The organism is Nostoc sp. UIC 10890 (genome assembly GCF_054786515.1).
Genome location: NZ_JBSGKF010000042.1, coordinates 1 through 6,792, shown reverse-complemented (window position 1 = coordinate 6,792; position 6,792 = coordinate 1). Strand labels below are relative to the sequence as shown.

The following is a 6,792-nucleotide window of genomic DNA, read 5'->3' as shown; positions in this document are numbered from 1 at the left end:
TTAGTAAAAATCACCACTTTACTATTAGTTTTCCTTTTGATTGAGCTAGTCAGTTCTAAACCACTCATGTCGGGTAATAGTAAATCAACTAACACAACATCAGGGTTAGTCTGTTCAATTAACTGAAAACCTAGCTTTCCACTGGTAGCATCACCAGTAACTTCTATATCTGGAGATTGTTCAATAGCAGCTTTGATGCCCAAGAGTGTGAATGTTTCTGGTTCAACAATTACTATTTTCAGCATGATTTTGATAATCCTCTAATAATGAATGGCTGTTTATTGGCGGACTTATTATTGATGCTTCTGCCGTGGGTGTCCGTGCTGCCGTAGCAGTGCCGTAGGCTACGACCTATACAGGGTATGGATTGCCGTGATTGTGCCGTATGCCGTGGACATCTAGAAAAGCCCGTAAAACATCCCTTATTATGACCACGGCATCACGGCAGTCCTTTCACCAATCAGGCAGGGAGTAGCTATCATTGCCATCAGAATTTATCTTCTCAGTCTTAACTAATTCAGCTATTCCATCAATTAATTCTGACTCTGAATAGCCGGACAACCTATCTGCCTTCTTCAAATCACGTAATGTTTTTGGGGTTTTAGTCTTGACATTCTGGAAGTATTCATAAATCTTTTTAGCCACATCAGATAATGGTTTGGGATGTATCTGGTGAGCCGGACTTAAATTAAATTCCAGGTTAAATACTCTATCTAGATATTCCTGCTCCGAAGCAATCGGCTTGACTTGATTAGATAATTGGGGCATTAATGCCACAACAAAACCACCAACGGAAGCAATCATAACTGGACGTAAGTTTTGATAAGAGACTGCTTTCACTGACAGATATTTAGATTTAATTTGCTCTCTTTCTTGCTTCCCTGGAATAATGTCACCTCTATTTAAAATCAATTCCAGTACCCCATAAGATTCTTGCTCCCTTCCATTCTTGATATACCTGTTACCTAAGAGCAATAAATTCAAACACAGACGAGTTTGAGCATCCATCTTTTCAATGCCCAATGCTGCCAGATTAAAAGACTGTAGGGAAGCAATAAACTTAGTATTAAACTCTCGACCAATCAGCAGAATATCAAGCAATTTACTCCCATAATTCCAATTAGAGTAATGCTTACTTAATTGGTCAGCAATCACTAACCAGTCATCCAGAATTAGAATCAATGGAGGTAAGGATTCGCGCTTTGATTCTGGTAGCTGTTTACGCTTTTTGTAGCCCGTGTAAAAGTTGTCAATTACCTCTTTCGCTAGGTCTGGGTTTTCCCCGTCAAAGACAATTACTCTTTCTTTCTCTCGTAAACCGCAGAAACTATCATTCTTAGCACTAATCACCCAAATATCGGCACTTGGACAATCTGCAAGGATTTTCTTAATCAAATAATTGAGGGTGACAGATTTACCGCTTCCTGGTGCAGCAACCAAAGCAGTGGAACTATCGGCTCTGGCTAGAGCTTGCAAAGTGTTGAAGGCAAGCGCTTCCGATGGGTCAAGGCTAATTGCAATATTTTGTTGTAATGTCTGCTGTTGAGAGCCAGTCACTTTATCGTCACCCCTGGCAATATCCTGCATTGATTGCCCTGGTAATGCTGCGGCGGGTTGACCAGTCGCGTGTTGCAGTTGCACTTGTGCTTCGGCTTCTGCCCTTAACCTCACTTGCTCCTGAAATATGGCTAACTCTTGCGGTGTCATTTTTGACAACTGCGCTGCTCTGAAGCGTCGATTCTCAGACCATTGGTGAAACTCGTAGTCTAACTGTGCGGTGTAGCTTTCTTTGTGGAGTCTTAAACCTTCACGAAGCTTGCTGATTAACCAGTTGGCTTTTAGCTCATTCCTCAGTCCGGGTAACATCTGCATCAATCGCCATTCCCTAGCCTTAGACAATGCCAAAGCTCCACCTGTGGCCACTACTGCGGCTAGACCCCAAAGCGGCTTATCTGGGTTACTTGGGGGAATAATTCTTAGACGGGTTGCCTTAGTTGGCAGAAAGCTATCACGTTGAAACTCTGGATTAGCTGGTGTGTAAGCTTCAGCATAAAATTCTGACTCTGGCATTATGTAACGCTTGTGGGGAGTGCAGTACCTTTGACGGTTAACCGGCTTGGTGAGCGTTGAGGGGATGAAGCAATACTCAACCAAACTAATTTGAGTGCCTGTGAATGATTTTGCCCCACAAATTAACCCGATGCTTGCCAGCAGCCCCACAGTAATATTGTTGGCTGTTCCCGAACGCAAGTATTCTTCAAATTGTTTGCGTTTCATTGGTTTGTTCCCCTGACGATTGCTGCAATCACCAACAACACAAAAGCACCTACCCCAATCAAGCCCCAAGGTATTTCACTCTTGGGAGTTGGCTTAACTTCGTAGGTTTTAACCTCCTGATAGAACCGTGTCCTACCTACACTAGATGCTTCTGACACTGCCCTATATTCATCAAAGGCAATCCACAACGAAGCCCCTACACTCACCGTCTGAGCAGTGGCTACCATGAAGTCTTTACCAATGTGGATTCTGCCGTCATAGTGAATTTTAGTAAGGGTATCAGCGAAAAATAGCCCTAGTACAATGCTGCCCAGTGTGCCAGAAGCAATGGCACCTATTCCCAAACTCGTTAGTAGGCTGACTCCAGCATTGGCAGTAAACACACCCAGGAATGTAGCCAGTGCTTTGTTTAGCAGTTGCTTGTTACTGAAGACATCTCTAATAGATTGCTCTAACCGTTCGCCGTCTTCGCTCTCTGGGGTCGGTTTTTCTGAAGTAGTTTCACCCCACATTAACGGTGTGGACTGTTCACTGGTATTTTGGAACTGTGATAATAGGGAATCAATTTCATTCATGTTTACCTCGCAAGAGGGGTGAAACAGAAAAAGCCAGAGTTTACCGTCACTACTGGCTTTCGACTAATTACGGTTAGATGCCCATGAAGTTGCGAAACCACTGCCCTACTCTACTAATCCCAGCAGTGCGCGAGTAATTGGGCTTTGGTATGCGGTCGGTTTTCGCTTCACTACCGTTTGTCCACAGTGCGCTAGTTACCGCAGTTTCATAAGCGCGATCTGCCGCGTCTTGTGTCTCAGGCAGCTTGTTAGAAGCTTTGATTAAATCAGCCTCATATTTTGCGATCGCCATCAGGTCTGCTGTAGCCCCAGATATCTGAATCAAGGATGAGCGTTGCGCGTGACGGGTGGCCTCCGCAGTGGTAGCGTTGACGTGTTCCGCCTGCATTTCGGTCATCTCGTTTTTGAAACGCTGCTCTCCTGTCTTACTGGTGTTGATAGCTTTCAGGGTTTGCGTTCCGTGCTTCTGGGTTAGTTGCACCAGTTCAGCGTAGGCTTGATTTACATCGCCAGTTGTTTCAATAATCTTCCGATATGCTTCCAAAGCCTTGGGTAAATTGGCTTTTGCAGTGTCAGACAGTCGCGCCATGTCTGCAATTTTGGTGATTACCGTTTGATCTCCCTGTAAGGCTTTGTTGAACTCTTCAGCCGACACATCAAACAGTCTGCCCATTGCTCCTAACGTACCGGGGGCATTGTTGTGAATATGGTTTTTGAGTTTTGCTGCTCCAAAATTACGTGCCATTTTATCTCCTAATAAGGGATGTAGTCATAGTCGATATTGCTGGATGATTGGGGCAATTTATCCCAGTAACCCATCTCTGAAAATCGGCTATAAATTCTCGCTGCTAGTTGCCGTATTGGGTCGTCAAAATCTTCCGAAATTAAATCAAATCTCTTCTCACCAAACGCCAAGATATTTGCAATGTCCGCGTCAATCCCATTACCCAAGAATTGACCAAATGCAGCAGAGTATGGATGGTCATCAATGGTTGAATGAGTTGCTAAAAATTCGGTTCCTGTGAAGGGTGGGTAATCTTCACTCTCGAATAACGGTGTGTCAAGCGCTTCGATATCCGCCTCAATCATTGCCGCCCATTGTTCAGGATTTTCTGCTTTGAATTGCTCTAATCTCAGGGCCGAGTCGGTCAGGGGTGAACGTCCCCAATCATTGGGATTTTTATAGTCTAGTGACATTTGTTAGAATCCAAAATGTGTGTACAAACAATGCACAGATGGGCGATTGCACTTGCTTTGGTAGGTCGGGGCAATCGCTTCATCATCAGTTCTCACAAAACTCAACAAGTTCAAAAACCTCCCTCTGCACTTGGTTTTGGCTTAATTCTTTGCGCTTGCCCTTGGAGTCATTGAATATGAAAGGGGCATTGACTCCACAATTAGACCGATGGCTGTAGCGCAATTGTTGACCGCGAAATTCGTAGAGGTGGTTACGCTGTAAGGCTGTCATTGAAACCATAAGTTTGTCCCTCAACTTGGGAATAAAACTCGATATTTAGAATCGCTTCGTGAATCTCCATCAAGGCTTGCACTGCATCACCCATCTTTAAGTCATTCGATGTACTGAACCGCTCGGAGGCTTCGATTTGCTTGTAATTTGGCGATGCTTGCACGAACCTTAGAGTCTGTTCGCAACCGAGGATGATGGTCATGATTTCGGTTGTTGTTAGGCTTGGTTGTGTCTGCATAGTTTCTTGGTCGCTCATGACTTGTTTCTTCTCCTTTGGGATTTGATTGGTGCGGCTGGGGCTTCTGGCTGACTACTTGGGGATTGTGGCTGGTTCGGCTTTTGAAGTACATAGCTGATTGCACCTGCACCACCCACGGCTGCGGCGATAGTGAACATATTGTTACGACCGAAGTACTGCACTCCGAAGTAGCCCAATGCGATCGCTGCTGCTGTTGCTCCAATGCCTAAAACCGTGTTTCTGAATGTGGTTCTGCTCATGCTGCCCCTTTGAAATTAGTGACCATTGCGCTAAGTGCCGATTTATTGGGCTGTGTAGATTGCGCTGTTTCAACTTTGGGTGATGGTTGTACATTACCGTGTTGAAAAATCAGTTTCTCTACACCTGCTGATAATGCTTGTGTTGGCGCGTCTTGGGGTAAATCAAAAATCTTGCACAATTCAATTACTGCTAGATAGGAGATGGTTATACGCCGAGATTCGTAATTCATTGATTAGGCTCCCAAAGATATTTGAGTTAATAGCTTCAACCCCAAGGCATTGATAAATTGGGGATTATTCAAAATCACAAAGCCTAAACCGGCTAAGTTTTGATCCACCACTGGCAGCGAAACACCCCCACCCCAGGCGACAAGGTATTTAGCGCGGTCTAGATAATTGCCAGCAGTCACGAAGTTGGCGAATTTCTCAATCCTGTTACTCCACCACTGATCTAGACATTGGCTGTACTCGGTTTCAAACTTTTTACCTGTGAGGTGGTTGCCGCCGTATGTGAAAGTGGCTTCAATAATCCCTTGGTTCACCAAGCTGGGCGAGTGCTTCACATCCTTGGACAGCAGACTTACTCGGTCGTTTCGCTTGTCGAGAGCTTCTGCAATCATGGTATGCAGTTCACCGGCTCCACCTTCAATCAGGTGACGGTCAATCACTGCACCACTGCCGTTGAACACGGTTACAAGCCAAGTTGATGAACCGATATCGAGTGCGATCGCTAATTCTGAAGGGTCAAGTATCAGGGATGCTTCACCGAATAAGCAGTGAGCAATGCTTCCAAAACCTTCGGGGTAAATGCCTGTAACAACTATTTCAACTGTCTTGCTGACAATGGAACGAGTTACAGGATGCAGGTGTTCAAAGGTATGAGTCCCTTCGACTCTGCGTTTAATCTCTTGGCCCCAGCGTTCTGGGTTATGGTTACTCAAACTAATTGAAAGCTTGAACCCATTGGGAATATTTAAAACTGCTAAGTCTGCAAGGATGCTTTCTAGTGCCAGTTCTGCTTTTTTGGCTTTGTCCTCGTGCAGCAAAGTATGGTCACTTTGAGCTAGAGCCGCACTGCCCCAGAAAAATTGAACATCTTTTAAGTCCAGGCGCGTTCCTTCTACATACCGTATCCATGCCCCATCTTTTGAGATGGTTTCGTGGTGCATGATGTTGCGGTTGCGAACAAGTGAGTATACGGCAGGCATCATGATCGAAAAATCACCGATGATTGCCTTGCCATACCCTGCACCTGAGTCTTTCCCAGCGATGAGGTCAGTTAGCCCGGATTTGGCAAGCAAGTCTGCTTGAACTAGCCAGTTTTTGGCATTGGTGTATGTCGTTGTCATGGTTCAGATAATTGTTAAAGTCTTGATTTTTCTGGCTTTGCAGAATTTAGAGGCTAAATCGCTTTAAATCCACATATCCAGTTAAGGGCTTGCCATCACTTCGCTTTCCGGCTTCTGTCACCTATGTTATGCGTCGTTTTTTGGCTTGCTAGTGTTATGATAGCATTACTTCATGAAGTAATGAAGTAATGTTTTACTAATTTTCTTGAGGTAATGTCAAAATGTTTTCAGAACAAATAGAAAACAGTGATGTGGTAACAAGACGAGACGATCCAAATTTCACTCAAGTTAGCGGGTACATACCAAAGGAGAAAGCTTTAAACTTTAAAATTGCTTGCACTGCTTTGCAAATAACCCAAAGCGATGCACTAGATGAAGCAATTAGCCTTTGGCTAGCAAATCATGAGCAACCTTCCTCCACACCCAAGGGCAAAAAAGGTAAGGGTACAGCATGACCAAAGAAAGCCAATCAGAAAAAAACGCTCTAAGGGAAATTCTGGCCTATTTACAGAAAGTAGGGCTATTTGCTCAAAATCCAGTGTCAAACATTACTATCAGTAAAGTTCGTATAATTTCACATCATTAATTTTGTTGTCTCCAATGACTACAGTGAAAGACCCACCAA

11 protein-coding genes are annotated in these 6,792 nt (G+C 44.3%); 2 read left to right on the top strand and 9 right to left on the bottom strand.

Annotated features, from left to right (window positions below; all coding sequences use genetic code 11):
* From ACWATR_RS38190 to ACWATR_RS38170, 5 genes are all read right to left on the bottom strand, one after another.
* Nucleotides 1-245: response regulator transcription factor (locus tag ACWATR_RS38190; RefSeq protein WP_460345037.1), on the bottom strand; the 245-nt coding region annotated here is incomplete at its 3' end.
* Nucleotides 246-453: 208 nt separating this feature from the next.
* A complete protein-coding gene (locus ACWATR_RS38185; RefSeq protein WP_460345034.1) occupies nt 454-2,277 on the bottom strand; it encodes a P-loop NTPase family protein in 1,824 nt (607 codons plus the stop codon).
* Nucleotides 2,274-2,852 (bottom strand): hypothetical protein, encoded by a 579-nt coding sequence (locus tag ACWATR_RS38180; RefSeq protein ID WP_460345031.1) that lies wholly within the window; start codon nt 2,850-2,852, stop codon nt 2,274-2,276. Before ACWATR_RS38180 ends, ACWATR_RS38185 begins: the two co-directional genes overlap by 4 nt.
* A 73-nt stretch (nt 2,853-2,925) precedes the next feature.
* A complete protein-coding gene (locus ACWATR_RS38175) occupies nt 2,926-3,597 on the bottom strand; it encodes a hypothetical protein (protein WP_460345028.1) in 672 nt (223 codons plus the stop codon).
* A gap of 8 nt (nt 3,598-3,605) precedes the next feature.
* Nucleotides 3,606-4,049 (bottom strand): hypothetical protein, encoded by a 444-nt coding sequence (locus tag ACWATR_RS38170; protein ID WP_460345025.1) that lies wholly within the window; start codon nt 4,047-4,049, stop codon nt 3,606-3,608.
* 15 nt (nt 4,050-4,064) lie between these two features.
* On the opposite strand from ACWATR_RS38170, the gene ACWATR_RS38165 reads away from it, so the two are divergent.
* Nucleotides 4,065-4,223, top strand: a complete 159-nt coding sequence (locus tag ACWATR_RS38165) for a hypothetical protein (protein WP_460345022.1) — start codon at nt 4,065-4,067, stop codon at nt 4,221-4,223.
* 77 nt (nt 4,224-4,300) lie between these two features.
* Here ACWATR_RS38165 and ACWATR_RS38160 read toward each other — a convergent pair whose 3' ends face one another.
* From ACWATR_RS38160 to ACWATR_RS38145, 4 genes are read right to left on the bottom strand one after another with little or no spacing between them, the layout of a single operon-like run.
* Nucleotides 4,301-4,576 carry a hypothetical protein gene (locus tag ACWATR_RS38160; RefSeq protein ID WP_460345019.1) on the bottom strand — a complete coding sequence of 92 codons (276 nt, stop codon included), beginning with the start codon at nt 4,574-4,576 and terminating at the stop codon, nt 4,301-4,303.
* Nucleotides 4,573-4,818, bottom strand: a complete 246-nt coding sequence (locus ACWATR_RS38155) for a hypothetical protein (RefSeq protein ID WP_460345016.1) — start codon at nt 4,816-4,818, stop codon at nt 4,573-4,575. The genes ACWATR_RS38160 and ACWATR_RS38155 overlap by 4 nt, the downstream gene beginning before the upstream one ends.
* Nucleotides 4,815-5,048, bottom strand: coding sequence for a hypothetical protein (locus tag ACWATR_RS38150; protein ID WP_194144197.1), 234 nt, complete (start codon nt 5,046-5,048; stop codon nt 4,815-4,817). The genes ACWATR_RS38155 and ACWATR_RS38150 overlap by 4 nt, the downstream gene beginning before the upstream one ends.
* 3 nt (nt 5,049-5,051) lie before the next feature.
* The gene (locus ACWATR_RS38145) at nt 5,052-6,167 is read right to left on the bottom strand and encodes a ParM/StbA family protein (protein ID WP_460345011.1); all 1,116 of its coding nucleotides are present in this window, start codon (nt 6,165-6,167) and stop codon (nt 5,052-5,054) included.
* A gap of 221 nt (nt 6,168-6,388) precedes the next feature.
* Between ACWATR_RS38145 and ACWATR_RS38140 the strand changes: the two genes are divergently transcribed.
* Entirely contained in the window at nt 6,389-6,622 is a 234-nt protein-coding gene (locus ACWATR_RS38140) for a hypothetical protein (RefSeq protein WP_185585979.1), read from the top strand.
* The last annotated feature ends 170 nt before the right edge of the window (nt 6,623-6,792 follow it).

Coding starts and splice junctions, on each gene's coding strand:
- ACWATR_RS38185 (WP_460345034.1), bottom strand. CDS start 2,277: ATGAAACGCAAACAATTTGAAGAATACTTGCGTTCGGGAACAGCCAAC.
- ACWATR_RS38150 (WP_194144197.1), bottom strand. CDS start 5,048: ATGAATTACGAATCTCGGCGTATAACCATCTCCTATCTAGCAGTAATT.
- ACWATR_RS38145 (WP_460345011.1), bottom strand. CDS start 6,167: ATGACAACGACATACACCAATGCCAAAAACTGGCTAGTTCAAGCAGAC.
- ACWATR_RS38165 (WP_460345022.1), top strand. CDS start 4,065: ATGTGTGTACAAACAATGCACAGATGGGCGATTGCACTTGCTTTGGTA.
- ACWATR_RS38140 (WP_185585979.1), top strand. CDS start 6,389: ATGTTTTCAGAACAAATAGAAAACAGTGATGTGGTAACAAGACGAGAC.
- ACWATR_RS38180 (WP_460345031.1), bottom strand. CDS start 2,852: ATGAATGAAATTGATTCCCTATTATCACAGTTCCAAAATACCAGTGAA.
- ACWATR_RS38155 (WP_460345016.1), bottom strand. CDS start 4,818: ATGAGCAGAACCACATTCAGAAACACGGTTTTAGGCATTGGAGCAACA.
- ACWATR_RS38170 (WP_460345025.1), bottom strand. CDS start 4,049: ATGTCACTAGACTATAAAAATCCCAATGATTGGGGACGTTCACCCCTG.
- ACWATR_RS38175 (WP_460345028.1), bottom strand. CDS start 3,597: ATGGCACGTAATTTTGGAGCAGCAAAACTCAAAAACCATATTCACAAC.
- ACWATR_RS38160 (WP_460345019.1), bottom strand. CDS start 4,576: ATGAGCGACCAAGAAACTATGCAGACACAACCAAGCCTAACAACAACC.